Raw genomic sequence first — 24,694 nt, forward strand, 5'->3', positions numbered from 1 at the left:
AGCTAACCCATCAGACAGTGAACCCAATGGAAGACAACGACCTGCAAGCGCTGATGGCCAGACTCGAGCTGCTGATTGGCCGAGTCGAGCAACTAAAGAGTCAAAACGCACTCTTACTAGCTCAGGAAAAGACCTGGCGCGAGGAACGCGCTCACCTCATTGAAAAAAACGAAATCGCCCGGCGTAAGGTCGAATCGATGATTTCGCGCCTCAAGGCCCTGGAGCAAGACTCATGAGTTCAAGCAATAGCGTTACCGTGCAGATCCTCGACAAAGAATATTCGATCATCTGCCCGCAGGAAGAGCGCAGCAACCTGGTCAGTGCCGCGCGCTACCTGGACGGCAAGATGCGCGAGATCCGCAGCAGCGGCAAAGTCATCGGTGCCGACCGCATCGCCGTGATGGCCGCACTGAACATTACCCATGACCTCTTGCACAAAGAAGAGCGTCCGGACATCCAGGCCAGCGGCTCGACCCGTGAACAGGTGCGCGACTTGCTTGATCGTGTCGATCTGGTCCTCGCCGACGATCCGGACATCAGCAAGGGCTGATTCGCCAGACCGCTTGAGGTATACTCGCGGCACTCCCTGGGGTGCTTGCCAGTTGACGATGTCCCTGAGCCGATTCGCACTACCCTGGAAGTTGCACGTTGGGCTGGTGTGCATGTCCGCCAGACGGAAAGCCTTAAAGTCTACTGCATCTTCCACCTTGAACTTTCGGGTTCAAGGGCTAAGTTGACAGCGGTTCATCCGGGGAGCCTGATTCGAATCCGATGTCGGTGTATGCCGACATCGGATTTTTTATGCGTACGTTTTTGCACCCACCCTGCCGAAGCCGAACCATGACCGAACCCTCGCTGCTGCCCCGCCCGCAACTCCGCCGCCTGCTGCGCAAGGCGCGCCGCTCACTGACTCCCGGTGAACAACGTCAGGCCGCCAAAGGGCTGTTTCGGCAATTGGCGCAAGACCCGCACTTTCGTCGGGCCAAACATATCTCCCTGTACCTGCCTACCGACGGTGAAATCGATCCGCGCTTGCTGCTGCGTGAAGCGCAGCGTCGGGGCAAGGCCACGTATCTGCCGGTGCTCAGCGCCTGGCCGCGAACCAAAATGGTCTTTCAGCGCATCCATCCAGGCGAAAAACTCAAACCCAACCGTTTCCGCATTCTCGAGCCGCGCGCCAATCTGGCTCGCCAGCGCAAGATCTGGACGCTGGATCTGGTGTTGTTGCCGCTGGTGGGATTTGACGACGTCGGCGGACGGCTGGGGATGGGCGGCGGTTTCTATGATCGTAGCCTGGCGTATCTGGCGCGGCGCAAGAACTGGCGCAAGCCGACGCTATTGGGCCTGGCCCATGAATGTCAGAAGGTCGAACGCTTGGCGCAGGCGAGCTGGGATGTGCCGTTACAAGGCACGGTCACTGACAAGGCGTGGTATTTCGCGGGATAGACGCCGCAGGGTACAGCGGCGTCGGGAGAGAAGTTTCAGCGCTTGAAGGCTGTCGACTGTTGAACCTGTTGCGCCACTTCAATCGGCGCGTCGGTCTTGTTGGACCACAGGCTCTGCGCATAACCGGTGGTCACGACGCCCAAGCCGAACAAAATAACCAAAGTCCATAGCAAATCCGGTTTGCGTTTCATCGATTGCCCCCCTCAAGGCACATCATCACGATGACAGCAGCGGTTTCCGTTCGTAGGCCGTGCAGCAGCGTCAAGCTTTAAAGGCCGGCATTTTGCGACAACGTGAACCTGCGCGCAAACGCTGACGTCAACCGACTGTCGGTTTGTCATAAAATTGCCCGACAACTTGCCCAAAGAACGCTTCAGGAGCAAAGACCATGGCCTATTGGCTGATGAAATCCGAGCCGGACGAACTCTCGATCAAAGGTTTGGAAAAACTCGGTAAAGCGCGCTGGGACGGGGTTCGCAACTATCAGGCGCGCAATTTCCTGCGGACGATGGCGGTTGGCGATGAGTTCTTTTTCTATCATTCCAGCTGCCCGGAGCCGGGGATTGCCGGGATTGGAAAAATAATCGAAGCGGCGTACCCGGATCCCACCGCACTGGAACCGGAAAGCCACTACTTCGACCCGAAGGCTACCCCCGAGAAAAACGCCTGGAGTGCGATCGATGTGGCGCATGTCGAGACGTTTGGGCGGGTTTTGAAGCTCGACTACCTGAAGCAGCAGACGGCGTTGGCGCAAATGCCGCTGGTGCAGAAGGGTTCGCGGCTGTCGGTGATGCCGGTGACGGCGGAGCAGTGGGCGGCGGTGCTGGGATTGCGGTAACGGCCACAAAAAAGATCGCAGCCTTCGTCAGCGCCTACAGGGGAACGCATTCCAATGTAGGCGCTGACGAAGGCTGCGATCTTTTGACTTTCAGAATTTGTATTACTGAATGATCAGGTTGTTGAACAACAGATCCTCGACCACCGGTTTGCCGGTCTCGTCATTCATCACTTGCTGAGTCTGCTTCAGCGCTTCCTGACGCAGCTTTTCCTTACCCTCGATGCTGCCCATCGCCTCAGTGCTCTGCTGGGTGAACAGCGCCACCAGCTGATTGCGGATCAGCGGCTCGTTGGCCTTGACCAGTTTGGTCGCCTCTTCGCCAGTCACGCGCAGCGCCACGTCGGCCTTGTAGACCTTCAGTTTCGGCGTGCCGTCCAACCCGTAATTGCCCACGAACGGCGGGCTCAGGGTGATGTAGTTGACCTTCGGCGCCTCGCCTTCTTTGGCTTCTTCGGCCTGCGCTGCCACAGGCAGAGACAGGGCCAGCAACAACATGATCCACGCTTTCACAATTCGCTCCTTATCCGGTTTGCGGCCTAGCATAACGACCCGCCGCGCAAGCACAAGCTTATGGCTGACTATCAGGGCCGGGCATGCTCGTTGACCCGTTGACTGACACACCTACACTTATCGGCCATCACTCCCAAAGGAATAGCCCTGATGAAAGCCGTGCTGTGCAAAGCCTTCGGCCCTGCCGAATCGCTGGTGCTGGAAGACGTCGCCAGTCCTGTCGCCAAGAAGAACGAAATCCTGCTGGACGTGCACGCCGCCGGGGTCAACTTCCCGGACACGCTGATCATCGAGGGCAAATACCAGTTCAAGCCGCCCTTCCCGTTTTCTCCGGGTGGTGAAGCGGCCGGTGTGGTCAGCGCTGTGGGTGAAAAGGTCAGCCATCTGAAAGTCGGCGACCGGGTCATGGCCCTGACCGGTTGGGGCAGCTTCGCCGAACAGGTCGCGGTGCCCGGCTACAACGTGCTGCCGATTCCGCCATCGATGGACTTCAACACCGCCGCCGCTTTCAGCATGACCTACGGCACCTCGATGCATGCGCTCAAGCAGCGCGGCAACCTGCAACCGGGCGAAACCCTGCTGGTGCTCGGTGCTTCCGGCGGCGTCGGCCTGGCGGCGGTGGAAATCGGCAAAGCCATGGGCGCGCGGGTCATCGCCGCCGCCAGCAGCGCGGAAAAACTCGCCGTGGCCAAAGCCGCCGGCGCCGATGAACTGATCAACTACAGCGAAACCAACATCAAGGACGAAATCAAACGCCTCACCGATGGCCAGGGCGCCGATGTGATCTATGACCCGGTTGGTGGCGACCTGTTTGACCAGGCCGTCCGTGCCATCGCCTGGAACGGCCGACTGCTGGTGGTCGGTTTCGCCAGCGGGCGCATTCCCGAACTGCCGGTCAACCTCGCCCTGCTCAAGGGCGCAGCGGTGGTCGGCGTGTTCTGGGGCTCGTTCGCCCAGCGTCAGCCGCAGGACAACGCGGCAAACTTCCAGCAGCTGTTCGGCTGGTTCGCCGAAGGCAAGCTGAAACCGCTGGTGTCGCAGGTGTACCCGCTGAGTAATGCGGCGCAGGCGATCAATGATCTTGGACAGCGCAAAGCTGTGGGCAAGGTCGTGGTGCAGGTGCGCTGAGTTTTCTTTTTAAAAAAGCCAGAACTGTCCGCGCGGTAGTTCTGGCCTCTCTTTAGATGCGCAGACCCGAGATCAAAGCAACTCCCGAATTTCCACCGGCAACAGGCTCATGTATTTACGTGTCGGACTGTCCCGACAGCCCCGCACAATCGCGGGCACGCGTTTGTTCATCTTGGCGATCATCGCCAGGCGCTGCTCATCCGGTAGTTGTTTCTTGTGGAATACATTCGAAAGATAAGCGCGAGTCTGCGCAAACACCGGCGAATCGATCCACGAATACTCGTCAATGTTTGCAAGGTTTTCGTTAATCGCACGGCATCTCAGCGCTTTCAGCTGCTGGTTGACATGAATCGGCTGGTTCAGATCAAGCCGGAAAACCATCGGTGCGAGGAGTGCCTTTTCAGCGGGCTTGCCCGCATCAACCACCCAAGGCTTGAAACGCCACTGTGCTACCGCGACCCTGACCGCTTCGGCCATATCGGGGTGATCACTTTGCACAATGGCGATCTCGTTGACCGAGCCATCCGCCCTGACGATGAAACGGACCTTCACCTCACCCGTAACGCCCGCCCTAGACAGTGCTTTTGGATAAATCGGTACGGGATTGTTTTCGGGTATCAACAACACCTCTGAAGCCTGCGCAAAACCGGCAACCACCAACAAACACAAAGCAAAAATCCATCGCATGATCCCGCCCCTTCACTACTGAAATGCCCTTCCAGGCAACAGCTCAAAGGTTACGGAGCAATGGTTTTTAACTGAATGGCGCTGCTTCGCCTTTATGCGCAGGACATTTCCTAAACCCATACGGTAAAACGGGTAAAAACGCCTCGCGGCCGTTAGCAGGTAATTTTTCTGACGGACATTTAGCCTCCGCTGGTGGAGCCAACATCCCCCGGCAGCAGGTGTTCCTGAATCTTCTGACTGCGGGACTGCATCAGTTGTCCCTTGTCATCGAAGCGCAGCACGATGAGCCAGTCATAGGTATCCACTGGCCATTTCGCTTGGCCGATCAGTGCCGGGCCATCACCGCCGAAAGCTGCGATGAGTTTGTTGATGTGCCCATGGTGCCAGGCAATCAGCACTGTTTTGGCCTGATTGCTCTCGCGCAACAGACTCACCAGCTTATCGACCTTGCTATTGGCAAATGGCTGTTCGATCGGCAATTGCAGACGTTTTGACAGAGGGATCAGCGTCTGACGAGGGCGGATGCTTTCCGGGCTGTCGGCGGTAGCAATGAGGCGCTGGGGCGTGAGTGCCTCGCCAGCCAGTTTCAGCGGATTGAAGTAGTCAGCATAGGCGGCGGCGCGCTGTTCACCGCGGGCATTGAGCTCCCTGCCGACATCGGGTTTTTCCGCATGCCGGACGATCAGCACCGTGACATTGCGCAGCCCCGGTGCAGCAGAACCTTGCGCGAAACTCAATGCCAGAACAGAAACGGTAAGGGCTACTGCCACCAACAATCGCGGCAGCAACATGCGAACCTTCAAGTCCATTATTTATCTCGGTTGACTCAGTCGGAGTGACTGATCACGAGTCTATGACAGCCATCGTCGACCGCTTCAAAAACGCCCCGTTCTTACAGCTGAGCGACAGGTTCGTAAAGGAACATGCGAGTTCCAACATTTTCCGCTGTTTGGTCGATGCGAACCGGTGCTATTTTCGGTAACGAAACTGTAACATTCGCATCCGCAGTCAAAACAAGAAATCTGGAGCTCTTGAATGTTTGCTTTCTTTCGTCCTGCCGCACATCAGGCTCCATTGCCTGAAGAAAAAATAGACAGCACGTACCGACGCCTGCGTTGGCAGATCTTCGCCGGCATTTTCATTGGCTACGCGGGTTATTACCTGCTGCGCAAAAACTTCTCCCTGGCCATGCCGTACCTGATCGACGAAGGCTACAGCCGCGGTGATTTGGGGCTGGCGATGTCGGCCATTGCCATCGCGTATGGCTTGTCGAAATTCCTCATGGGCCTGGTCTCCGACCGTTCCAACCCGCGTTACTTCCTGCCGTTCGGCCTGTTGGTATCGGCCGGGGTGATGTTCGTTTTCGGTTTCGCGCCTTGGGCGACGTCCAGCGTGACCATGATGTTCATCCTGCTGTTCATCAACGGCTGGGCCCAAGGCATGGGCTGGCCGCCGAGCGGACGCACCATGGTGCACTGGTGGTCGCAGAAGGAACGTGGCGGCGTGGTCTCGGTGTGGAACGTGGCGCATAACGTCGGCGGCGGCCTGATCGGCCCGCTGTTTTTGCTCGGCATGGGCCTGTTCAACGACTGGCACGCGGCATTCTACGTACCGGCAGCCGTGGCGCTGGGCGTGGCGGTGTTTGCCTTCATCACCATGCGCGACACCCCGCAATCGGTCGGCCTGCCGCCGATCGAGAAGTACAAAAACGACTATCCGGAAGGCTACGACGCCAGCCACGAAGACGAATTCAGCGCCAAGGAAATCTTCGTCAAATACGTGCTGCGCAACAAAATGCTCTGGTACATCGCCATGGCCAACGTCTTCGTCTACCTGCTGCGCTACGGCGTGCTGGACTGGGCGCCGACCTACCTCAAGGAAGCCAAGGGTTTCACCGTGGATAAAACCTCGTGGGCCTATTTCTTCTACGAGTGGGCAGGTATTCCGGGCACGCTGCTGTGCGGCTGGATGTCGGACAAGATCTTCCGTGGCAACCGTGGCCTGACCGGCATGGTGTTCATGGCGCTGGTGACTGTCGCGACGCTGGTTTACTGGCTGAACCCGGCCGGCAACCCGACCGTCGACATGATCGCGCTGTTCTCGATCGGCTTCCTGATCTACGGCCCGGTGATGCTGATCGGCCTGCAAGCGCTGGAACTGGCACCGAAAAAAGCCGCCGGCACCGCTGCGGGCTTCACCGGTTTGTTTGGTTACTTAGGTGGTTCGGTGGCGGCCAGCGCAGCCATGGGCTACACCGTCGACCATTTCGGCTGGGACGGCGGTTTCGTCCTGCTGGTAGGCGCTTGCCTGTTGGCGATGGCCTTCCTTGCCCCGACGCTATGGCACAAGCAAGTCGCCAGTCAGAGCCGCGAAGCCGTCGCCTGATCGGCTTGTGACTGACAGCGCTTGAGCCGCGCCTCCAGATTCCGGTCTGGCATGGCGTGGCTGCGCAGGGCGTGGGCGGTCTGCTCGACATAATCGCGAGTGGTGCCGTAACGCCCTCTCGCGCTTTCGAACACCTGGCTCAGCACATGATCCGGCAAGTTGCCGGCATAGCTGGGCAGGTGTCGCTCCAAAACAAATCCCAACGCCTGCACCTGAGTGCCATCTTCGAGCCGGCAGTTGAGCCAGTGCGGCCGGTACGACGGCACCGGCATCTCGCGTTTCCACAGGGCATACAGCGCGCTATCGAGATTGTCTTCCGGCAACCGGTAGGCGAAGCCGCTGCACGAACCGCCACGATCCAGACCAAACACCAGCCCCGGCATTTCCGGCGTACCCCGGTGCTCGTGCGACCACAGGTACAAACCGCGATGGTAGCCATGCACGCGTCCACGTACTCGCTCCACCGCTGAGCACTCCGGGCGCCAGATCAGCGAACCGTAGGCGAACAGCCACACCGGCCCGCCCTTATGGCGCGCCATTGTCGATTGCATCGAGGCGAGAAGTTGTTCGTGCGTCAGCTGCGGCCCAAGATCGAGCCGCGGAGGGTAATTCAAATTCAGAAAAGCGTTTTCAATGGCGCTCATGGCGAATAGCGTTCAGCTCCCCGCGGGTAAAGAATTACTTAATAGAACGCACCGCTGTAACAATAAGGCACATATGTTTTAAGGCAATTTAAGTGCCATGGCACAGTTCTTAATTAATTGCCTGATGGATATATAACCTACCGGTATTTACGCCATTGCATAAATACCGATCGGCTATATAGGGAGTTATAAAGAATCAGCCACGCGGCTCAAGAGCGAGGTGCGTAGGCGAACACGTCGGCGCGCATTTGATGAGCATCCATCCCCGCTTCCACCAGCGCGTCCAGCGTGCCGTAGACCATGGCCGGCGAGCCGCTGGCGTAGACGTGCAGAGGTTTGAGATCCGGGAAGTCGTCGCAGACCGCCTCGTGCAGCATCCCGCAACGCCCTTCCCAGCCGCATTGGTCGCTGACGACTTTGTGCAGGAACAGATTGGGTAGCTTCAGCCACTCGTCCCAATGTTCGATGTCATAGAAGTCTTCCGGACGGCGCACACCCCAATACAGATGCACCGGGTGTTTGAAGCCCGCAGCGCGGCAATGCTCGATCAGGCTGTGAATCTGGCCCATGCCGGTGCCGGCGGCAATCAGCACCAGTGGCCCGTCGGGCAATTCGGCAAGGTGGGTATCGCCGAACGGCAGCTCGACGCGCACCATCGCGTTGCGTTGCAGCTGCTCGATCAGGCTCAGCGCACTGGCTTCGCGCGCCAGCACGTGGATTTCCAGGTCACGTCCACCGTGCGGGGCCGAGGCCATGGAGAACGCCGACTTCTCGCCGCTCTCGCGCTCGATCATCAAATACTGCCCGGCGTGATAGCGCGGCGGTTTACCGGCCGGGGCTCGCAGGCGCACACGCCAGGTGTCGCCACCCACGTCCCGGCATTCGATGACCTGACACGACAGGCTGTGCACCGGCAGTTCTCCCAAAGCGAGCACGCCATCCCACAGCAGGATGCAGTCTTCCAGCGGCTCGGCTATGCAAGTGTAGAACTCGCCATGGTCATGCACCTTGCCCGCCTGTTCGACCCGGCCTTCCACCAGCAGCGCCGCACACACATGGCAATTGCCGTTGCGACAGCTTTGCGGGCAGTCGTAGCCCAGGCGCCGTGCACCATCGAGAATTCGCTCACCGGGCTGTATCTCAAGCACCGCTCCGGAGGGCTGCAGGGTTACACGCATCAATCTATTCCTAACTGATTCCAGATGGCATCGATCCGTTGGGTGACGGCGTCGTCCTTGACGATCACGCGGCCCCACTCGCGAGTGGTTTCGCCCGGCCACTTGTGGGTGGCATCCAGGCCCATTTTCGAACCCAGGCCGGAAATCGGCGAGGCGAAGTCGAGGTAGTCGATCGGCGTGTTATCGATCATCACCGTGTCGCGCTTGGGGTCCATGCGCGTGGTGATGGCCCAGATCACATCGTTCCAGTCCCGAGCGTTGATATCGTCGTCACAGACAATAACGAACTTGGTGTACATGAACTGTCGCAAAAACGACCAGACACCCAGCATCACGCGCTTCGCATGCCCCGGATAAGACTTTTTCATGGTCACGATGGCCATGCGATACGAGCAGCCTTCCGGCGGCAGGTAGAAGTCGGTGATTTCCGGGAACTGCTTCTGCAGAATCGGCACGAACACTTCGTTCAGCGCCACGCCCAATATCGCCGGCTCATCCGGCGGACGGCCGGTGTAGGTGCTGTGGTAGATCGGCTTGATCCGGTGGGTAATGCGCTCGACGGTAAACACCGGGAAGCTGTCAACTTCGTTGTAGTAACCGGTGTGATCGCCGTAAGGGCCTTCATCGGCCATTTCGCCCGGGTGGATCACGCCTTCGAGGATGATCTCGGCAGTGGCCGGCACTTGCAGGTCATTGCCACGGCACTTGACCAGTTCGGTGCGGTTGCCGCGCAAGAGACCGGCGAAAGCGTATTCAGAAAGGCTGTCCGGCACAGGCGTCACAGCGCCAAGGATGGTCGCCGGATCGGCGCCAAGGGCCACGGACACCGGGAACGGCTGGCCCGGGTGCTTCTCGCACCACTCGCGGTAATCCAGCGCGCCACCTCGGTGGCTGAGCCAGCGCATGATCACCTTGTTGCGGCCGATCACTTGCTGACGGTAAATGCCGAGGTTCTGCCGCTCTTTGTTCGGACCTTTGGTGACGGTCAGGCCCCAGGTGATCAGCGGGCCGACGTCGCCGGGCCAGCAGGTCTGCACCGGCAGCATGGCCAGATCGACGTCGTCGCCTTCGATGACCACTTCCTGGCACACCGCGTCTTTGACGACTTTCGGCGCCATCGAGATGATCTTGCGGAAGATCGGCAGTTTCGACCACGCGTCTTTCAAGCCCTTCGGCGGCTCCGGCTCCTTGAGGAATGCCAGCAGCTTGCCAATTTCGCGCAGTTCGCTGACCGACTCGGCGCCCATGCCCATGGCCACCCGCTCGGGGGTGCCGAACAGGTTGCCGAGCACCGGAATGTCGTAGCCCGTCGGCTTCTCGAACAGCAGCGCCGGGCCCTTGGCCCGCAGCGTGCGGTCGCACACCTCAGTCATCTCCAGCACCGGCGAGACGGGAATCTGGATGCGTTTCAACTCTCCGCGCTGCTCAAGTTGCTGCACGAAATCCCGAAGATCCTTGAATTTCATTGACGATGGCACCCTCAAAATAGGCGTACATCCTACCTGCTCTGACGGGCAAACAGCAGCCCGTCAGAGCCTGGCATCGCTCAATTTTGACTAGCACCCAACAGCAACGGCGCAAACAACGGGCTCAGTCGGGCGCTGCCCACGTCCGAAAGATGATCCGCATCCTTGTACTGTGAGTGGCCGTCGACATCGATGGCGCACAAGCCGTCCTTGCACATCAGCGGCGTCGGATCGATGACATGAATGCCGTGATCGGCGGCGCTCATCGAGCCAAACAGCGAAGTGAAAAACTGCTGGCGAGCCAAGTGTTCGTTGAGCGGGCGACCGAGACCTTCTGCCGAACGGCCGATACGCGCCAGGCTGGTCAGGCGGTCGATGAAGCTCTTGTGTTGCAGCGGCACTTCCTTGAACAGCCAGACTTGCACACCGGCTTCACGCAGCTCAGCCACTTGCGCCTTGATGGCGGCGGCCATGCGCTGCTCTGCCTGGCGTGGATTGTCTTTGCGATCAAGCAGGAACTGCAGGTCGCCGTCGCCGTCTTCACGACCATAAACGTACAGGCTCCAGTTCGCTGCCAGCACCACGTCCTTGATCCCCAGACTGATGACGCGCTCCATGTTGCGCTTATTGAAGTCTTTGCACTGCTGGCGCAGCTTGTCATCGATAATCGGCGGGCAACCCGTCAAGCTGTACAACCACGCCGGCTGGACATTACGACCGGTGTTGCCTTCGATGGCCGGCAACAATGCGGCGGCGTGGCTGTCGCCCCAGAACAACTTTGTCGCCCCACTCTCCGGATCGCCGCCCACCAGACATGACTTGGTCAGCGCCTTGTCTGTGCTCAAGTGCATGCATTTCGACTGCCCGGCGTTCCATTCCCGGGATTGCGCGTATTCCAGCGCCTTGCCGCTCAGACGCTGTGGAACACCGTCTGCCGAGCGAATCGCCGAACCGGTGATCGCCAGAACGGTGATCGACACCAAACCACCGACCAATACCGAGTTACGGCTGGCGAATACTCGCTTTTCCCGAAACGGCAGTTCGATATAGCGCAGGCTCAGCCATGCCAGGCCCAGCGCCAGGGCCATCCAGCCCAGCGCCTCAAGCGGCTGGATGCCGTCGATCGAGATCGCATTGGCATACACATAGACCGGCCAATGCCAGAGATAAAGCGAATAGGACAGCAGGCCGATCCACACCAGGACTTGCATACTCAACAGCCGGCTAGTCCATGTCGCGCCCTGCGCGCCCGACCAGATCAGCGCCGTCGTGCCCAATACCGGCAGTAATGCTGCCCAGCCCGGAAACACCGTGGAACGGTCAAAGGTGAAGATCGCCACCAGCACCGCAGCCAATCCGGCTAGGCCGACAGACTGCCGAAGCCATGCGCGTGGTGCCTGCTTCGGCGCAGGCACCACCGCCAGCATGGCGCCGCACAGCAACTCCCAGGCGCGGGTAGGCAATGAGAAAAACGCAAACTCGGGCCGACGCTCGATGTAGACGATGTTCAGGCCGAACGACACCAGTAGCACGGCGAACAACATCCAGCGCCAATGCCGGACATAGCGCATCAGCAACACCATCATCAGCGGGAAGAAGATGTAGTACTGCTCTTCCACCGCCAGCGACCAAGTATGCAGCAGCGGTTTGAGCTCGGACGCCGGCGCAAAGTAGCCATCTTCACGCATGAACAGGATGTTGGAGATGAACAACGACTGGTAACGAATCGTGCGCCCCAGCTCGGAAAGGTCTTTGGCCGTCAGCAACAGCCAACCCAGCGCCAGCGTTACCACGACCACCACGGTCAAGGCGGGCAGGATGCGACGGGCGCGGCGCCCCCAAAAATCAAGGAAGCTGAAACGCTGCGCACTGATTTCACGGAACAGGATAGTGGTGATCAGGAAGCCGGAAATGACGAAAAAGACGTCAACCCCGACAAAACCGCCACTGAATGTATTGAAGCCGAAATGAAACAGTACGACGGGAATAACCGCCAATGCCCGTAATCCGTCGATATCACGGCGATTGCCAAACGTATGCATGAAAAACCTTTCTTCTTTTGGATACAAAGTCCCTGAAAGCGCGAAAGTTATCAGCAGCGTCCATTTCAAGCCAGATACAAATAATCCGGCGCAAAAAAAAACGCCCCCTTTCGGGAGCGCTCTTTTTAAACAGCTTTCGTATTACTTGCGCTTCATCGACAAGAAGAACTCATCGTTGGTCTTGGTCGTCTTCAGCTTGTCGATCAGGAACTCGATGGCCGCCACTTCGTCCATCGGGTGCAGCAGCTTGCGCAGGATCCACATGCGCTGCAGTTCGTCATCGGCGGTCAGCAACTCTTCGCGGCGGGTGCCGGAACGGTTGATGTTGATCGCAGGGAACACACGCTTCTCGGCGATCTTGCGATCCAGAGGCAGCTCCATGTTGCCGGTACCCTTGAACTCTTCGTAGATCACTTCGTCCATCTTCGAGCCGGTTTCAACCAGCGCGGTGGCGATGATGGTCAGCGAGCCGCCTTCTTCGATGTTTCGCGCAGCACCGAAGAAACGCTTTGGTTTCTCCAGGGCGTGAGCATCGACACCACCGGTCAGTACCTTGCCGGAGCTCGGGATCACAGTGTTGTAGGCACGGGCCAGACGAGTGATGGAGTCGAGCAGGATCACCACGTCTTTCTTGTGTTCGACCAGGCGTTTGGCCTTCTCGATCACCATTTCGGCAACCTGTACGTGACGGGTCGGCGGCTCGTCGAAGGTCGAGGCAACCACTTCGCCGCGCACGGTGCGCTGCATTTCGGTCACTTCTTCCGGACGTTCGTCGATCAGCAGAACGATCAGGTGAACTTCAGGATTGTTACGGGCGATGTTCGCTGCGATGTTCTGCAGCATGATCGTTTTACCGGCTTTCGGCGGTGCAACGATCAGACCACGCTGGCCTTTGCCGATCGGGGCGCACAGGTCGATCACACGACCGGTCAAGTCTTCGGTGGAACCGTTGCCGGCTTCCATCTTCATGCGCACGGTCGGGAACAGCGGGGTCAGGTTCTCGAAGAGAATCTTGTTTTTCGCGTTCTCGGGACGATCGAAGTTGATCGTGTCGACCTTGAGCAGGGCGAAATACCGCTCGCCTTCCTTCGGAGGGCGAATCTTGCCAACGATGGTGTCACCGGTGCGCAAGTTGAAACGGCGGATCTGGCTTGGCGAGACGTAGATATCGTCCGGGCCGGCCAGGTAGGAAGCGTCAGCGGAGCGCAGGAAGCCGAAGCCGTCCTGGAGAATCTCCAGCACGCCATCACCGGAGATTTCCTCGCCGCTTTTAGCGTGCTTTTTCAGCAGGGAGAAAATCACGTCCTGCTTGCGCGAACGGGCCATATTTTCTATGCCCATCTGTTCGGCCAATTCGAGCAGTTCGGTAATCGGCTTTTGCTTGAGTTCAGTCAGATTCATATAGGAATGACGTAATCATTTATGGAGGGGGGGGAAATTAAGCTTTTGGCTTAATGAGGCCGCGCCGCAGAGAAGGCGACAGGATCGCGAACTAATTCGAAAAGGAGTGCGTCGGCGACGGCTAGCAGGGGGCAATGGAGAAACCAGTGCGGGGCCGAATGTACCACCTGAATTTCGGAGCGTCTAGCCCTGAATACGCAAAAAGCCCCGCTGGTTGCGGGGCTTTTTTTCAGGCACTTTACTGCGACGCTTAGATGTTGGCGTCGAGGAAAGCAGCCAGTTGCGACTTCGACAGGGCGCCGACTTTGGTCGCTTCAACGTTGCCGTTCTTGAACAGCATCAGAGTAGGGATACCACGCACGCCGTGCTTGGCCGGGGTTTCCTGGTTCTCGTCGATGTTCAGTTTGGCAACGGTCAGCTTGCCTTTGTAAGTCTCGGCAATCTCGTCCAGAACCGGAGCGATCATTTTGCAAGGGCCGCACCATTCAGCCCAGTAGTCGACCAGTACAGCGCCTTCGGCCTTGAGTACGTCGGCTTCGAAACTAGCGTCGCTAACGTGTTTGATAAGATCGCTGCTCATGGAATTCTCCAGGTTGTAAGCAAAAAAACGTGGCCCATCATATCCGCCCTTCCCCCGTTCAGGAAGCCGCAGATGATTGAGTCTTGCTATGGTGCCCTATGAGTTTGGGTATAGCTCAAGTCACGCCGTGGCGGGGGCGATGAAGGCGATTCCGGTGCGCAACGCAGCGTTGCGCACGTGTTCCTGCATGGCTTTTTGCGCGGCACCGGAGGCTCGACGGGCCAAAGCACGAAGGATCTTGCGGTGTTCCTGCCAGGTTTCCATGGCGCGCTCGGCGCGGATGAACGGTAGTTTCTGGCTTTCCAGAAAGATTTCCGCGCTGGCGGTAAGGATGCTGAGCATCGCCTGATTGCCGCTGGCCAGCAGGATTCGCCGGTGGAATTCGAAATCCAGCTTCGCCGCCGCCTCGAAGTCGCCGGCCTTCAGTTGCTCGAGCATGGCCGCGACGTTGTCTTCCAGCGCATCCAGATCAAACGTGCTCAACGTTACTGCCGCCAGCCCCGCCGCAAAGCCCTCCAGCGCGTAGCGCAATTGAAAGATATCCAGCGGCGACGCCTGCGCTGCGAACGACCAGCCCGGCGCGCTCTCACCGCGCGACAATTCCACGGGCGACTGCACGAAAACACCCTTGCCCGGCTGAATGCTTACCACGCCGAGCGCACTCAACGACGACAACGCCTCACGCAACGAAGCCCGACTGACGCCCAACTGCAACGCCAGATCCCGTTGCGACGGCAAGGCATCGCCCGCGCCGAAACCTTGTTCGGTGATCAGTTTGCGGATCGCTTGCAGTGCCACTTCGGGTACCGCGCGGGAGATCGAGTTCATGGTTTTTCAGACGCACCAGGCCAATGTGCGGCTAGTTGTAAAGCTATTCGCCGAGTCCGGCAAGTCGTGCCCCAGCGGGGTTCGGCGATTTCGGCCGATGCGCCATCGCAGTGCGAAAAACAACCTGACTGTTCAGACCAGTAAGACCGAACAAAACCGCTGAAACCGCGGCCTGCCGAGGCAAAACCCACGTATTGGCACGGCCCATGCTCTGTCCGATCGCAGAAATCACTTCCCGCCGATCCGGAGATTGTCCATGACCCAGCGTTACAGCGCCCTCCTCGCTTCCCTGTTTGCCGGCCTGCTGTTGTGCCAAGCCCCCGCCCACGCCGACGGTCTGGACGACGTGGTCAAACGCGGCACGTTGAAAGTCGCCGTGCCTCAGGACTTCCCGCCGTTCGGTTCGGTCGGTCCGGACATGAAACCCCGCGGCCTGGACATCGACACGGCAAAACTGTTGGCCGATCAATTGAAGGTCAAACTCGAACTGACCCCGGTCAACAGCACCAACCGTATTCCGTTTCTGACCACCGGCAAGGTCGACCTGGTGATTTCCAGCCTCGGCAAGAACCCTGAGCGCGAGAAAGTAATCGATTTCTCCCGCGCCTACGCACCGTTCTACCTCGCCGTGTTCGGTCCACCAGACGCTGCGATCACCAGCCTCGACGACCTCAAGGGCAAAACCATCAGCGTCACCCGTGGCGCCATCGAAGACATCGAATTGAGCAAAGTCGCCCCCGAAGGCGTGACCATCAAGCGCTTCGAAGACAACAACTCGACCATCGCCGCCTACCTCGCCGGCCAAGTCGATCTGATCGCCAGCGGCAACGTGGTCATGGTTGCGATCAGCGAGAAGAACCCGAAGCGTGTGCCGGCCCTGAAAGTGAAGCTCAAGGACTCGCCGGTCTACGTCGGCGTGAACAAGAACGAAGCGGCGCTGCTGGCCAAGGTCAACGACATCCTGACCACCGCCAAGGCTGACGGCGCGCTGGAAAAGAACTCACAGACCTGGCTGAAAGAGCCGCTGCCGGCCGATCTCTGATCGACTGCGCAGGAGACCTTCATGGCTTATCAGTTCGATTTCATGCCAGTGGTGCAGAACACCGACCTGCTGTTGCGCGGGGCGCTGTTCACCCTTGAGCTGACGGCCATCGGTGCGGTGCTCGGGGTGGGCGTGGGCATCGTCGGGGCGCTGGTGCGGGCGTGGAACATTCGCCCGTTCTCGGCGATCTTCGGCGTCTACGTCGAGTTGATCCGCAACACGCCGTTTCTGGTGCAATTGTTCTTTATCTTCTTCGGTCTGCCGTCGCTCGGCGTGCAGATTTCCGAGTGGCAGGCGGCGGTGCTGGCGATGGTGATCAACCTCGGCGCGTATTCGACCGAGATCATCCGCGCCGGCATCCAGGCGATTCCCAAAGGACAACTGGAAGCCGCAGCAGCGCTGGCAATGAGTCGCTTCGAGGCGTTCCGCCACGTGGTGCTGCTGCCGGCGCTGGGCAAGGTCTGGCCGGCCCTGAGCAGCCAGATCATCATCGTCATGCTCGGCTCGGCGGTGTGCTCGCAGATCGCCACCGAAGAGTTGAGCTTTGCTGCCAACTTCATTCAGTCGCGCAACTTCCGCGCCTTTGAAACCTATGCGCTGACCACACTGATCTACCTGTGCATGGCGCTACTGATCCGCCAACTGCTCAACTGGCTCGGTCGCCGCTACATCTCCAGGAGCAGCCAATGAGCGACTTCACGTTCTGGGACATCCTGCGCAACCTGCTGATCGGCCTGCAATGGACACTGGCATTGTCGCTGGTGGCGTTTATCGGCGGAGGGCTGGTCGGGCTGCTGATCCTGATCATGCGCATCTCGAAAAACGCCCTGCCGAGCAGCATCGCGCGCACCTGGATCGAGCTGTTCCAGGGTACGCCGCTGCTGATGCAACTGTTTCTGGTGTTCTTCGGCGTGGCGCTGGCCGGGATCGAAATCTCGCCGTGGATGGCGGCAGCGATTGCGCTGACGTTGTTTACCAGCGCTTATCTGGCAGAGATCTGGCGCGGCTGCGTCGAGGCGATTCCCAACGGTCAGTGGGAAGCTTCGTCGAGTCTGGCGCTCAATCCGCTGGAGCAATTGCGCTACGTGATCCTGCCACAGGCCCTGCGCATCGCCGTGGCGCCGACCGTGGGCTTCTCGGTGCAAGTGGTCAAAGGCACCGCTGTGACCTCTATCATCGGCTTCACCGAGCTGACCAAGACCGGCGGCATGCTCGCCAACGCCACGTTTGAACCGTTCATGGTCTATGGCCTCGTCGCCCTCGGCTACTTCCTGCTCTGCTACCCCTTGTCCCTCAGTGCGCGCTACCTGGAAAGGAGACTGCATGCCTCTGCTTAGAATTTCCGCCCTGCATAAATACTACGGCGATCACCACGTACTCAAAGGCATCGACCTCAGCGTCGAGGAAGGCCAGGTGGTGGCGATCATCGGCCGCAGCGGCTCGGGCAAATCGACCCTGCTGCGTACCCTCAATGGTCTGGAGTCGATCAACGACGGGGTGATCGAAGTCGACGGCGAATACCTCGACGCCGCACGCGCAGACTTGCGCAGCTTGCGGCAGAAGGTCGGCATGGTGTTCCAGCAGTTCAACCTGTTCCCGCACCTGACCGTGGGCGAAAACGTGATGCTCGCGCCGCAAGTGGTGCAAAAAGTACCGAAAGCCAAGGCGGCGGAGCTGGCGCGCAAGATGCTTGAGCGTGTGGGGCTGGGCGAGAAGTTTGATGCCTTTCCGGATCGGCTGTCCGGCGGGCAGCAGCAACGGGTGGCGATTGCCCGGGCTTTGGCGATGTCGCCGAAGGTGCTGCTGTGCGACGAGATCACCTCGGCGCTGGACCCGGAGCTGGTCAACGAGGTTCTCAGCGTGGTTCGTCAATTGGCCAGGGAGGGCATGACGCTGATCATGGTCACCCACGAAATGCGTTTTGCCCGCGAGGTGGGGGATAAGTTGGTGTTCATGCATCACGGCAAGGTGCATGAGGTGGGGGACCCGAAGGTGTTGTTTGCCAATCCGCAGACGGCGGAGCTGGCGAATTTTATTGGGACCGTTGAAGCCGCCGGTTAACGATCATTCCCACGCTCCGCGTGGGAATGCAGCCCGGGTGCTCTGGATCAAGGCTTTGAGCTCTGCGCGTTGGCGCCAGCGTTTGATCGTGGCACGATGGCGGGGTTATCGACCGAGACCCCCTGACCATGCCGCAATCCCAAGCCAAGAATCTGTCCCTGATCGCCGCAATCGACCTGGGCTCGAACAGCTTTCACATGGTCGTGGCCAAGGCCCAGAACGGCGAGATCCGTATTCTCGAGCGCCTCGGCGAGAAGGTTCAACTGGCCGCCGGCATCGACGATGAGCGCAAGCTCAACGAAGAATCGATGCAACGTGGCCTCGATTGCCTCAAGCGTTTTGCCCAACTGATCAACGGTATGCCGCTGGGCGCCGTGCGCATCGTCGGCACCAACGCCCTGCGCGAAGCGCGCAACCGCCTCGAATTCATTCACCGCGCCGAAGAAATCCTCGGCCATCCGGTGGAAGTCATCTCCGGCCGTGAAGAAGCGCGCCTAATTTATCTCGGCGTTTCGCATACCCTCGCCGACACCCCGGGCAAACGTCTGGTCGCCGACATCGGCGGCGGCAGTACCGAGTTCATCATCGGTCAGCGCTTCGAACCACTGCTGCGCGAAAGCCTGCAAATGGGCTGCGTCAGCTTCACCCAGCGCTACTTCAAGGACGGCAAGATCACCCCGGCCCGTTATGCTCAGGCGTACACGGCGGCGCGGCTGGAGATCATGAGCATCGAACACGCCCTGCATCGCCTGACCTGGGATGAAGCCATCGGCTCCTCGGGCACCATCCGCGCCATCGGTCTGGCGCTGAAGGCCGGCGGGCATGGCACAGGTGAAGTGAATGCTGAAGGCCTTGCGTGGCTCAAGCGGCGACTGTTCAAGCTCGGCGACGTCGACAAAATCGACTTCGACGGCATCAAGCCCGACCGTCGGGCGATTTTCCCGGCCGGCCTGGCGATTCTCGAAGCCATTTTCGACGCGCTCGAACTGCAACGCATGGATCACTGCGAAGGCGCCCTGCGAGAAGGCGTGCTCTACGACCTGCTGGGTCGCCATCACCATGAAGACGTGCGCGAACGCACCCTGACCTCGCTGATGGAGCGCTACCACGTCGACCTGGAACAAGCGGCGCGGGTTGAACGCAAAGCCCTGCACGCCTTCGATCAGGTGGCCGTGGATTGGGAACTGGATGACGGTATCTGGCGCGAACTGCTGGGCTGGGCGGCGAAAGTGCACGAAGTCGGCCTCGACATCGCCCACTATCACTACCACAAGCACGGCGCCTACCTGATCGAGCACTCGGATCTGGCCGGCTTCTCACGCGAAGACCAGCAAATGCTCGCCCTGCTGGTGCGCGGCCATCGCCGCAATATTCCCAAGGACAAATTCGCCGATTTTGGCGAAGACGGCGACAAGCTGATCCGCCTGTGCGTACTGCTGCGCTTTGCGATCCTGTTCCACCACATCCGCGGCACCCAGGCGATGCCGCAAGTGGTGCTGCATGCCAAGGGCGACAACCTTGATGTGGAGTTCCCCGAGAATTGGCTGGATGAGAATCAGCTGACTCAAGCGGATTTCGGCCTCGAAGCCGATTGGCTGACGCGGGTTGGCATCGCCCTCACCGTCCACTGATCACCCTGTGGCGAGGGGATTTATCCCCGATGGGCTGCGGAGCAGTCCCAGCATTCTTGGCGAAAAAGACCGGGGCCGCTTCGCGCCCCATCGGGGATAAATCCCCTCACCACGAATGACTGCATGCAGGTACAAAAAAGGCGATCCCATGGGATCGCCTTTTTTATTGGGCTTGTCCCGTCCTGAATAAGGTTTACACCTTCTGACCCATTCTCAGGAGGGAGTAATGAATACGGGAGAAAGGCGCAGTCAGCGTGATTACACGCTGACCTTTAAATTGTCGGTCGTCGATCAGGTCGAAAAAGGCGAGTTGAGTTATAAAGAGGCTCAAGAGCGCTATGGCATTCAGGGTAAAACGACCGTACTGAACTGGTTACGCAGGCATGGTCGGCAGGACTGGAGTCAAGGCGCGTCCATTCGCTCCAAGAGACCCCGTTCCATGGATGAGCCCGATAAACCCCTGACACCCGAACAGCGAATCAAAGAGCTTGAAGAAAAGCTTGCCCAAGCCAACCAGAAAGCTCAGTTTTTCGAGGCCGTCGTTGACGTTTTGAAGAACGACTTCGGTGTTTCTGTCGTAAAAAAGCGATCCGGCAAGTCCTCTCCCAAGGGCAGATCCAAGGCCTGAGCATCAGTAGGGCTTGCCAGTTCATGGGGATTTCCCGTCAGGCTTATTACAAGCGCAACCGGGCGTGTGATGCCCGGGCCCGTCATGCCCAGGAAGTGATGGGATTCGTGAGGGAAAAGCGACTTAGGCAGCCGCGCCTTGGCACCCGAAAACTTCACAATCTAATGCGCACTGAGCCAGAAGTGTCCGTAAAGGTTGGTCGAGACCGTTTATTCGATATCTTGCGAGATCGGCGCGAACTGGTTCCCCGCAGACGGGCGTATCACAAAACGACAGACAGCCATCATCGCTTTCGCCGGCATCCAAACCTGCTCAAAGATGGACCGATTCAGGTAGTCGCCAAGGCGCCAGAGCAAGTATGGGTTGCGGACATCACCTACTTACCGACGCAAACGGGTGTGGCTTATCTGAGTTTGATCACCGATGCGTACTCTCGAAAAATCGTGGGGCACCATGTCCATGAAAGCTTGCACACCGAATCGGTGATCCAGGCGTTCAACAAAGCCCTCAGGCAGCGGACAACGGAGCAACGCCTGGTGCATCACTCGGATAGAGGCGTCCAATACTGCTCCGAGCTTTATCAGCGGCTGCATGCCAAATACGGCATCACCTGCTCAATGACCGATGGCTACGACTGCTACCAAAATGCGTTGGCTGAGCGTGTGAACGGGATTTTGAAAAACGAGTTATTGCTGCATCGCCCCAAAGATTTTGCAGAGGCCATCCGGATGGTGGACGAGTCGGTGCAGATCTATAACAACGAGCGGCCTCATCTGTCGCTGAAATACAAAACGCCCGATGCGGTGCATCGGGCGTTTTGAGGCTGAAACAGGTGTAAACCTATTTCAGGACTAGACAGCTGAAGGTCAGCTGCTCACCGGCAAAATCGGGCTACCCAACCGCTCCAGCAACGTCGCCTGCGCACTGCGCGGGTTCTGATTACCGGTTGGTGTGTTACGGATGTAACGGCCATCCGATTGCAGGCTCCAGCTGTGGGTGTTGTCGGTCAGGTACAGCTCCAGCTCTTTCTTCACCCGGGTCAGCAGCTTCTTGCCTTCCACCGGGAAGCAAGTCTCGACGCGCTTGTCGAGGTTGCGCTCCATCCAGTCGGCGCTGGAGAGGAACATCTGCTCCTCGCCGCCGTTGAGGAAATAGAACACTCGGGTGTGTTCCAGGAAGCGACCAATGATCGAGCGCACATGAATGTTGTGCGAAACCCCGGCAATGCCCGGCCGCAGGCAGCACATGCCACGCACCACCAGATCGATACGCACGCCGGATTGGCTGGCCTTGTACAGCGCGCGGATGATCTTCGGATCGGTCAGCGAGTTGAACTTGGCGATGATGTGCGCCGGTTTGCCTTCGACGGCGAACTGGGTCTCGCGGGCAATCATGTCGAGCATGCCCTTCTTCAAAGTGAACGGCGCATGCAACAGCTTCTTCATGCGCAGCGTCTTGCCCATGCCGATCAACTGACTGAACAGTTTGCCGACGTCTTCGCACAAGGCGTCATCGGAGGTCAGCAGGCTGTAGTCGGTGTAGAGCTTGGCGTTGCCGGCGTGGTAGTTACCGGTGCCGAGGTGCGCGTAACGCACGATCTCGCCCTGTTCGCGACGCAGAATAAGCATCATCTTGGCGTGGGTCTTGAAGCCGACCACGCCGTAGATCACCACTGCCCCGGCCGCTTGCAGACGGCTGGCCAGTTGCAGGTTGGACTCTTCGTCGAAGCGCGCCCGCAGCTCGATGACCGCCGTCACTTCCTTGCCGTTACGCGCGGCATCCACCAGCGCATCGACGATTTCCGAGTTGGCGCCGGAGCGATACAGCGTCTGGCGCACGGCCAGAACATGCGGGTCTTTCGCGGCTTGACGCAGCAGATCGACCACCGGGGTGAACGACTCGAACGGGTGCAGCAGCAAAATATCCTGCTTGCTCACCACGCTGAAAATGTTCTCGCTGTTTTGCAGCAGTTTCGGGATCTGCGGGGTGAACGGCGTGTATTGCAGCTCCGGATGGCTGTCCAGGCCGGTGATGCTGAACAGTCGCGTCAGGTTGACCGGGCCGTTGACCTGATACAGCTCGGTCTCGCTCAGGTTGAACTGCTTGAGCAGATAGTCCGAGAGGTGTTTCGGGCAGGTGTCGGCGACTTCCAGACGCACCGCATCACCGTAGCGACGCGAGAACAACTCGCCACGCAGAGCGCGGGCCAAGTCTTCGACGTCTTCGGAATCGAGCGCCAGGTCGGCGTTTCGGGTCAGACGGAACTGGTAGCAGCCCTTGACCTTCATGCCTTGGAACAGGTCATCGGCGTGGGCGTGGATCATCGACGACAGGAACACATAGTTGTCGCCAGCGCCGCCGACTTCTTCCGGCACCTTGATGATTCGCGGCAGCAGGCGCGGTGCCGGGATGATCGCCAGACCGGAGTCGCGACCGAAGGCGTCGATACCTTCGAGTTCAACGATGAAGTTCAGGCTCTTGTTCACCAGCAACGGGAACGGGTGCGTGGGGTCGAGGCCGATCGGGGTGATGATCGGCGCGATCTCGTCGCGGAAATAACGACGAACCCAGGTCTTGAGCTTGGTCGTCCAGTTGCGGCGACGGATGAAGCGCACCTGATGCTTTTCCAGCTCTGGCAGCAGGATGTCGTTGAGGATCGCGTACTGGCGATCAACGTGACCGTGAACCAGTTCGCTGATCCGCGCCAGGGCTTGATGCGGTTGCAGGCCATCGGCACCGGCCTGTTCACGGGCAAAGGTGATTTGCTTTTTCAGGCCGGCAACACGGATTTCGAAGAATTCGTCGAGGTTGCTGGAGAAGATCAGCAGGAACTTCAGCCGCTCCAGCAACGGATAGGACTCGTCCAGCGCCTGTTCCAGCACGCGGATGTTGAACTGCAGTTGCGAGAGCTCACGGTGGATGTACAGGCTGCTGTCATCCAGGCCTGGAATCGCAATCGCCGGCACCGCCGCAGCGGGTTCGGTGACCGGCGCGGGTGGCGCTGGCTCCAGCTCCGGCGGGGTTTCGGTGATTTGTTCCACCACCGGCTGAGCTTCTTTTACTGCAACTTCAGTGAGTCCTTCGGTATTCATTGAATGTTCCTGGGAGGGCTATTTCTGCTCTCGTAACAATTGAGCGGCGCGGACAGCAAAATAAGTCAGGATGCCATCAGCACCGGCACGTTTAAAGGCGGTCAGTGATTCGAGAATCACCGCCTCGCTCAACCAGCCATTCTGGATCGCCGCCATGTGCATGGCGTATTCGCCGCTAACCTGATAGACGAAGGTCGGCACCTTGAAGGCATCTTTTACCCGGAAAAGAATGTCCAGGTACGGCATGCCCGGCTTGACCATGACCATGTCCGCGCCTTCAGACAAGTCCGCGCCGACTTCGTGCAGCGCTTCGTCGCTGTTGGCCGGGTCCATCTGATAAGAAGCCTTGTTCGCCTTGCCAAGGTTCGAGGCCGAACCCACGGCATCGCGGAAAGGCCCGTAATAGGCGCTGGCGTACTTGGCCGAGTAGGCCATGATCCGCACGTTGACGTGGCCGGCGATTTCCAGCGCTTCGCGGATCGCCTGAATGCGCCCGTCCATCATGTCCGACGGGGCAACGACCTGAGCGCCGGCCTCGGCGTGGGACAGCGCCTGGCGCAGGAGCGCATCGACGGTGATGTCGTTCTGTACGTAGCCTGCTTCGTCGAGAATGCCGTCCTGACCGTGGGTGGTGAACGGGTCGAGCGCGACGTCGGTGATCACGCCCAGTTCCGGGAAGCGATCACGCAGGGCGCGAGTGGCGCGCTGGGCGATGCCTTCGGGATTCCAGGCTTCGGCGGCGTCGAGGGATTTGAGTTCTGCAGGCGTGACCGGGAACAATGCCAGCGCCGGAATCCCCAGTTCGACCCACTTGGCGGCTTCTTCAAGCAGCAAATCGATGGTCAAGCGCTCTACACCCGGCATCGAAGCCACGGCTTCGCGGCGGTTTTCACCGTCGAGCACGAAGACGGGCAGGATCAGGTCGTCGACCGTCAGTACATTTTCCCGCACCAGCCGACGCGAAAAATCATCACGGCGATTGCGACGCAGGCGGGTGGCGGGGAACAAACGGTTGGCAGGGGTAAAGCTCACGGCAGACTCCTGAGCCCGCGCAAACGGGCGAGCGTGACAGTTATAGACGGCCATTATGACGAACAGATTACAGTT

25 protein-coding genes and 1 other RNA gene are annotated in these 24,694 nt (G+C 59.2%); 13 read left to right on the forward strand and 13 right to left on the reverse strand.

Annotated elements, in window-relative coordinates; genetic code table 11:
- The first annotated feature begins 26 nt into the window (after positions 1-26).
- From ACA043_RS28235 to ACA043_RS28250, 4 genes are all read left to right on the forward strand, one after another.
- The gene (locus tag ACA043_RS28235; RefSeq protein WP_016985919.1) at positions 27-236 is read left to right on the forward strand and encodes a TIGR02449 family protein; all 210 of its coding nucleotides are present in this window, start codon (positions 27-29) and stop codon (positions 234-236) included.
- Positions 233-550 carry a cell division protein ZapA gene (locus ACA043_RS28240; RefSeq protein WP_007967943.1) on the forward strand — a complete coding sequence of 106 codons (318 nt, stop codon included), beginning with the start codon at positions 233-235 and terminating at the stop codon, positions 548-550. The genes ACA043_RS28235 and ACA043_RS28240 overlap by 4 nt, the downstream gene beginning before the upstream one ends.
- Positions 551-580: 30 nt before the next feature.
- A non-coding RNA gene (gene ssrS / locus ACA043_RS28245) (6S RNA) lies at positions 581-759 on the forward strand.
- 81 nt (positions 760-840) lie between these two features.
- Entirely contained in the window at positions 841-1,446 is a 606-nt protein-coding gene (locus tag ACA043_RS28250; RefSeq protein ID WP_401264492.1) for a 5-formyltetrahydrofolate cyclo-ligase, read from the forward strand.
- Positions 1,447-1,481: 35 nt separating this feature from the next.
- On the opposite strand, the gene ACA043_RS28255 is transcribed toward ACA043_RS28250, so the two are convergent.
- Entirely contained in the window at positions 1,482-1,637 is a 156-nt protein-coding gene (locus ACA043_RS28255; protein WP_095186895.1) for a hypothetical protein, read from the reverse strand.
- Positions 1,638-1,834: 197 nt separating this feature from the next.
- Between ACA043_RS28255 and ACA043_RS28260 the strand changes: the two genes are divergently transcribed.
- Positions 1,835-2,284: an EVE domain-containing protein gene (locus ACA043_RS28260; RefSeq protein ID WP_187678207.1), complete on the forward strand. Its 450-nt coding sequence runs from the start codon at positions 1,835-1,837 to the stop codon at positions 2,282-2,284.
- Between the two features lie 102 nt (positions 2,285-2,386).
- Here ACA043_RS28260 and ACA043_RS28265 read toward each other — a convergent pair whose 3' ends face one another.
- A complete protein-coding gene (locus ACA043_RS28265) occupies positions 2,387-2,794 on the reverse strand; it encodes a flagellar basal body-associated protein FliL (RefSeq protein ID WP_187678208.1) in 408 nt (135 codons plus the stop codon).
- A gap of 150 nt (positions 2,795-2,944) precedes the next feature.
- Here ACA043_RS28265 and ACA043_RS28270 point away from each other — a divergent pair, with 150 nt between their 5' ends.
- Positions 2,945-3,922 carry an NADPH:quinone oxidoreductase family protein gene (locus ACA043_RS28270; protein ID WP_497658294.1) on the forward strand — a complete coding sequence of 326 codons (978 nt, stop codon included), beginning with the start codon at positions 2,945-2,947 and terminating at the stop codon, positions 3,920-3,922.
- Positions 3,923-3,994: 72 nt separating this feature from the next.
- On the opposite strand, the gene ACA043_RS28275 is transcribed toward ACA043_RS28270, so the two are convergent.
- On the reverse strand, positions 3,995-4,609 hold the full coding sequence (locus ACA043_RS28275) for an energy transducer TonB (RefSeq protein ID WP_497658295.1): 615 nt from the start codon (positions 4,607-4,609) through the stop codon (positions 3,995-3,997).
- A gap of 179 nt (positions 4,610-4,788) precedes the next feature.
- Complete coding sequence (locus ACA043_RS28280; RefSeq protein ID WP_497658296.1) at positions 4,789-5,418, reverse strand: flagellar basal body-associated protein FliL; 630 nt, start codon at positions 5,416-5,418, stop codon at positions 4,789-4,791.
- Positions 5,419-5,644: 226 nt separating this feature from the next.
- Between ACA043_RS28280 and glpT the strand changes: the two genes are divergently transcribed.
- Complete coding sequence (gene glpT, locus ACA043_RS28285) at positions 5,645-6,994, forward strand: glycerol-3-phosphate transporter (RefSeq protein WP_187678212.1); 1,350 nt, start codon at positions 5,645-5,647, stop codon at positions 6,992-6,994.
- Here the strand turns inward: glpT and ACA043_RS28290 are convergent.
- From ACA043_RS28290 to ACA043_RS28320, 7 genes are all read right to left on the reverse strand, one after another.
- The gene (locus tag ACA043_RS28290; RefSeq protein WP_187678213.1) at positions 6,970-7,638 is read right to left on the reverse strand and encodes a gamma-glutamylcyclotransferase; all 669 of its coding nucleotides are present in this window, start codon (positions 7,636-7,638) and stop codon (positions 6,970-6,972) included. The genes glpT and ACA043_RS28290 overlap by 25 nt on opposite strands.
- 209 nt (positions 7,639-7,847) lie before the next feature.
- The gene (locus tag ACA043_RS28295; protein WP_497658297.1) at positions 7,848-8,816 is read right to left on the reverse strand and encodes a CDP-6-deoxy-delta-3,4-glucoseen reductase; all 969 of its coding nucleotides are present in this window, start codon (positions 8,814-8,816) and stop codon (positions 7,848-7,850) included.
- Positions 8,816-10,282, reverse strand: coding sequence for a 4-hydroxy-3-polyprenylbenzoate decarboxylase (ubiD, locus tag ACA043_RS28300; RefSeq protein WP_187678215.1), 1,467 nt, complete (start codon positions 10,280-10,282; stop codon positions 8,816-8,818). Before ubiD ends, ACA043_RS28295 begins: the two co-directional genes overlap by 1 nt.
- Positions 10,283-10,362: 80 nt before the next feature.
- Positions 10,363-12,324 (reverse strand): acyltransferase family protein, encoded by a 1,962-nt coding sequence (locus tag ACA043_RS28305; RefSeq protein WP_497658298.1) that lies wholly within the window; start codon positions 12,322-12,324, stop codon positions 10,363-10,365.
- A gap of 141 nt (positions 12,325-12,465) precedes the next feature.
- Positions 12,466-13,725 (reverse strand): transcription termination factor Rho, encoded by a 1,260-nt coding sequence (rho, locus tag ACA043_RS28310; RefSeq protein ID WP_042561678.1) that lies wholly within the window; start codon positions 13,723-13,725, stop codon positions 12,466-12,468.
- 250 nt (positions 13,726-13,975) lie between these two features.
- A complete protein-coding gene (gene trxA, locus ACA043_RS28315; protein ID WP_003206727.1) occupies positions 13,976-14,305 on the reverse strand; it encodes a thioredoxin TrxA in 330 nt (109 codons plus the stop codon).
- 120 nt (positions 14,306-14,425) lie between these two features.
- Positions 14,426-15,133: a FadR/GntR family transcriptional regulator gene (locus ACA043_RS28320; RefSeq protein WP_497658299.1), complete on the reverse strand. Its 708-nt coding sequence runs from the start codon at positions 15,131-15,133 to the stop codon at positions 14,426-14,428.
- Positions 15,134-15,389: 256 nt separating this feature from the next.
- Here ACA043_RS28320 and ACA043_RS28325 point away from each other — a divergent pair, with 256 nt between their 5' ends.
- From ACA043_RS28325 to ACA043_RS28350, 6 genes are all read left to right on the forward strand, one after another.
- Positions 15,390-16,175, forward strand: coding sequence for a transporter substrate-binding domain-containing protein (locus tag ACA043_RS28325; RefSeq protein WP_083353795.1), 786 nt, complete (start codon positions 15,390-15,392; stop codon positions 16,173-16,175).
- 21 nt (positions 16,176-16,196) lie between these two features.
- Positions 16,197-16,865, forward strand: a complete 669-nt coding sequence (locus ACA043_RS28330; RefSeq protein ID WP_187678219.1) for an amino acid ABC transporter permease — start codon at positions 16,197-16,199, stop codon at positions 16,863-16,865.
- On the forward strand, positions 16,862-17,512 hold the full coding sequence (locus ACA043_RS28335; RefSeq protein WP_187678220.1) for an amino acid ABC transporter permease: 651 nt from the start codon (positions 16,862-16,864) through the stop codon (positions 17,510-17,512). Before ACA043_RS28330 ends, ACA043_RS28335 begins: the two co-directional genes overlap by 4 nt.
- Positions 17,499-18,236: an amino acid ABC transporter ATP-binding protein gene (locus ACA043_RS28340; RefSeq protein WP_489880590.1), complete on the forward strand. Its 738-nt coding sequence runs from the start codon at positions 17,499-17,501 to the stop codon at positions 18,234-18,236. The genes ACA043_RS28335 and ACA043_RS28340 overlap by 14 nt, the downstream gene beginning before the upstream one ends.
- Positions 18,237-18,364: 128 nt before the next feature.
- Positions 18,365-19,867 (forward strand): exopolyphosphatase, encoded by a 1,503-nt coding sequence (gene ppx / locus ACA043_RS28345; RefSeq protein WP_489880589.1) that lies wholly within the window; start codon positions 18,365-18,367, stop codon positions 19,865-19,867.
- Between the two features lie 226 nt (positions 19,868-20,093).
- Positions 20,094-21,316 (forward strand): IS3 family transposase gene (locus ACA043_RS28350; RefSeq protein WP_123367138.1). Its coding sequence is split into 2 segments (ribosomal slippage): positions 20,094-20,445 and positions 20,445-21,316, totalling 1,224 coding nucleotides; the frame shifts between segments, so codons are not numbered across the junction.
- A gap of 45 nt (positions 21,317-21,361) precedes the next feature.
- On the opposite strand, the gene ppk1 is transcribed toward ACA043_RS28350, so the two are convergent.
- Positions 21,362-23,587 (reverse strand): polyphosphate kinase 1, encoded by a 2,226-nt coding sequence (ppk1, locus tag ACA043_RS28355; RefSeq protein ID WP_187678223.1) that lies wholly within the window; start codon positions 23,585-23,587, stop codon positions 21,362-21,364.
- 18 nt (positions 23,588-23,605) lie between these two features.
- Entirely contained in the window at positions 23,606-24,619 is a 1,014-nt protein-coding gene (gene hemB, locus ACA043_RS28360; protein ID WP_497658300.1) for a porphobilinogen synthase, read from the reverse strand.
- Positions 24,620-24,694 lie beyond the last annotated feature (75 nt).

The sequence above is a fragment of the Pseudomonas sp. LBUM1648 genome (assembly GCF_059716145.1).

Excerpts from the sequence above, each read along its gene's own strand:
- ACA043_RS28235 (WP_016985919.1), top strand. The coding sequence starts at position 27 with ATGGAAGACAACGACCTGCAAGCGCTGATGGCCAGACTCGAGCTGCTG.
- ACA043_RS28240 (WP_007967943.1), top strand. The coding sequence starts at position 233 with ATGAGTTCAAGCAATAGCGTTACCGTGCAGATCCTCGACAAAGAATAT.
- ACA043_RS28250 (WP_401264492.1), top strand. The coding sequence starts at position 841 with ATGACCGAACCCTCGCTGCTGCCCCGCCCGCAACTCCGCCGCCTGCTG.
- ACA043_RS28255 (WP_095186895.1), bottom strand. The coding sequence starts at position 1,637 with ATGAAACGCAAACCGGATTTGCTATGGACTTTGGTTATTTTGTTCGGC.
- ACA043_RS28260 (WP_187678207.1), top strand. The coding sequence starts at position 1,835 with ATGGCCTATTGGCTGATGAAATCCGAGCCGGACGAACTCTCGATCAAA.
- ACA043_RS28270 (WP_497658294.1), top strand. The coding sequence starts at position 2,945 with ATGAAAGCCGTGCTGTGCAAAGCCTTCGGCCCTGCCGAATCGCTGGTG.
- ACA043_RS28275 (WP_497658295.1), bottom strand. The coding sequence starts at position 4,609 with ATGCGATGGATTTTTGCTTTGTGTTTGTTGGTGGTTGCCGGTTTTGCG.
- ACA043_RS28280 (WP_497658296.1), bottom strand. The coding sequence starts at position 5,418 with ATGGACTTGAAGGTTCGCATGTTGCTGCCGCGATTGTTGGTGGCAGTA.
- glpT (WP_187678212.1), top strand. The coding sequence starts at position 5,645 with ATGTTTGCTTTCTTTCGTCCTGCCGCACATCAGGCTCCATTGCCTGAA.
- ACA043_RS28290 (WP_187678213.1), bottom strand. The coding sequence starts at position 7,638 with ATGAGCGCCATTGAAAACGCTTTTCTGAATTTGAATTACCCTCCGCGG.
- ACA043_RS28295 (WP_497658297.1), bottom strand. The coding sequence starts at position 8,816 with ATGCGTGTAACCCTGCAGCCCTCCGGAGCGGTGCTTGAGATACAGCCC.
- ubiD (WP_187678215.1), bottom strand. The coding sequence starts at position 10,282 with ATGAAATTCAAGGATCTTCGGGATTTCGTGCAGCAACTTGAGCAGCGC.
- ACA043_RS28305 (WP_497658298.1), bottom strand. The coding sequence starts at position 12,324 with ATGCATACGTTTGGCAATCGCCGTGATATCGACGGATTACGGGCATTG.
- rho (WP_042561678.1), bottom strand. The coding sequence starts at position 13,725 with ATGAATCTGACTGAACTCAAGCAAAAGCCGATTACCGAACTGCTCGAA.
- trxA (WP_003206727.1), bottom strand. The coding sequence starts at position 14,305 with ATGAGCAGCGATCTTATCAAACACGTTAGCGACGCTAGTTTCGAAGCC.
- ACA043_RS28320 (WP_497658299.1), bottom strand. The coding sequence starts at position 15,133 with ATGAACTCGATCTCCCGCGCGGTACCCGAAGTGGCACTGCAAGCGATC.
- ACA043_RS28325 (WP_083353795.1), top strand. The coding sequence starts at position 15,390 with ATGACCCAGCGTTACAGCGCCCTCCTCGCTTCCCTGTTTGCCGGCCTG.
- ACA043_RS28330 (WP_187678219.1), top strand. The coding sequence starts at position 16,197 with ATGGCTTATCAGTTCGATTTCATGCCAGTGGTGCAGAACACCGACCTG.
- ACA043_RS28335 (WP_187678220.1), top strand. The coding sequence starts at position 16,862 with ATGAGCGACTTCACGTTCTGGGACATCCTGCGCAACCTGCTGATCGGC.
- ACA043_RS28340 (WP_489880590.1), top strand. The coding sequence starts at position 17,499 with ATGCCTCTGCTTAGAATTTCCGCCCTGCATAAATACTACGGCGATCAC.
- ppx (WP_489880589.1), top strand. The coding sequence starts at position 18,365 with ATGCCGCAATCCCAAGCCAAGAATCTGTCCCTGATCGCCGCAATCGAC.
- ppk1 (WP_187678223.1), bottom strand. The coding sequence starts at position 23,587 with ATGAATACCGAAGGACTCACTGAAGTTGCAGTAAAAGAAGCTCAGCCG.